The organism is Methanobrevibacter oralis (genome assembly GCF_001639275.1).
GTDB lineage: Archaea > Methanobacteriota > Methanobacteria > Methanobacteriales > Methanobacteriaceae > Methanocatella > Methanocatella oralis.
This window is the reverse complement of sequence record NZ_LWMU01000118.1, coordinates 1-2,084: the sequence shown is the minus strand read 5'-3', so window position 1 is coordinate 2,084 and position 2,084 is coordinate 1. Positions and strand designations below refer to the sequence as shown.

At 23.9% G+C, this 2,084-nt stretch carries 1 protein-coding gene; it reads right to left on the bottom strand.

The genetic code is table 11. The annotated features are described in order from the left end of the window. Positions 1-722: 722 nt before the first annotated feature. Positions 723-908, bottom strand: coding sequence for a hypothetical protein (locus MBORA_RS09355; protein WP_156482719.1), 186 nt, complete (start codon positions 906-908; stop codon positions 723-725). Between the last annotated feature and the right edge of the window lie 1,176 nt (positions 909-2,084).

The following is a 2,084-nucleotide window of genomic DNA, read 5'->3' as shown; positions in this document are numbered from 1 at the left end:
TGCTTTCATATTCATTTTGCGCATTTGCTTTAGTTCTTCTCTTTAGTTCTTCATTGATATTATAATACTTAAGTGAAATGTGCATGTGTTGGTTGTATCAAATCCGAGTTCTCTCATTATTTTATTAATATTCTGGTTTTAAATCTAGTTTACTATTGCAATGGACTCTGTTGCTTTGGATGCTGTTTTTTTTATAAAATTTTTTTGTTGTTGCAGAATCATTCTTTTTTCACTATATTAACTCATGTTATAGGCATTCGATTATATTAAATCAATATAATATATGTTTATAATACCGTTTTCGCTCAATTCATAATCCATTGTACAGTCATAAGCAGCATAGAGGTGAAAATTTCATATCGGTGTTAACATAATAACAATCCATCGAAAGTTAAAAGAGATTTTCTATATCGTTTCGTATGACATATTAATGCTATTAAAAACATTAAATAGTCCAAGAAAGATTTCTTAATGAATCCCAACCATCTTTTTCGCAACTCAATTGCCTTGTTTTTCATTTTAGTTGAAAAATTACAGAAATCTTCATAAAATTCCTATTAAGCCTAATACTTGACTATAATATTTCTACATTTCTTACAAAGTATATCGCTTGACTTTAATAATAAACACTAATTCCGTTTTCTAAATAGATTTTAGGCTTATTATAAGATTTTTTAATAACATCATGAGAAAAACAATGATTTACAATGAGGATTCATGGATTACTCAATAACTCCATCTTTGTTAATAAACGCAATCTTCATCATAGAATACCATCGATATACAAAAAAAATTGAACAGTATTCATCACCAAAACTACATTGCACTCTTTCATCATCATTTTTTCTAACAGAATCAACATTCGAATAGTTAAATATATATTGGTTGCCATCCAAAAAATAAGACATGGAAGACATTGTTTTTTGGTTTCATGTATAAATATTTGTTTTCCAACCTAAATAAAATTTATTATTGCTCAAATTAAAAAAATAATTACAAAAACAAGCTAAAAAAATAATTTAAGAAAAAAATCAACAAGTTAATCAAAAATTAGAAAGATTTAAAAAGAAATAAAAAACACAAAAAACTAGGATTAAAACCAATCACAACAAGAAAAACGACAACCAATATTTAAATCTTTTCACAAACACAACATAAAACACCAAAAGAATCAAAGAAAAAGAAAAAAAACTAAAAAAAATATGACCAAGAGCTAACAAATTGACAGTGCCCTAAATTACTTTATTAACTAAAGTTATGAGTTTAACTTTATATATCTAAAGTACTTTACTTAATTAAAGTTGAGAGTTTAACTTTATCTAACTAAAGTACATATTCTAGCCCATCACATACACTTCTGTTGAAGATGGAGGTAATATAATATTTTCTTTTTTTGTCAGTGATCAGCTCACAGAGTTTTATAATGAAATACTTAAACCATATGGCATTGAATTTTGTTTTGAATAATACTTAACAAAATATACGTTTCAAACAAATCCCAACATTCATAATTAACAACTTCATAAACATTATTTAATATAAAAATAATTCCTACAAAATCAGGAACATAAAGGGGGGCAATATAAAACCATTAAAAATAATATAAATTAACAGTTCCTGAAAACTCCAATTAAATTTATTATTATAATTATATCAATATAACCTCGCTGTTTACCAATCACATGACTAGTAATTGTTTAATCCTTTTTCAATTTATTCTTAAAAAAGCGAATTCCCTCAATATAATAACTTAAAAAAGAATTAATATAAATAGCATAGAATTAACTAAAATAAAAGAAAAACATGAAAATAAAGAAATAATTGAATTAAAAAAAGATTTTTCTTAAGTTTCTAGAAATGCTTAAAAACATATAAATATCCATTAAATAATATATTATTAATATATATTCAATATGATTTGAATATATATTTATTTAATTAAATTAAAAAGGTGGATAATATTTTGAAAATTAATAGGATAATGTTAATTAGTATTTTTTTATTAGCTTTCTTATCATTAGGGGCTGTTAGTGCATTTGATAATTCGAATGATACTATTGGTAATAATATTGCTTTAGATGGTT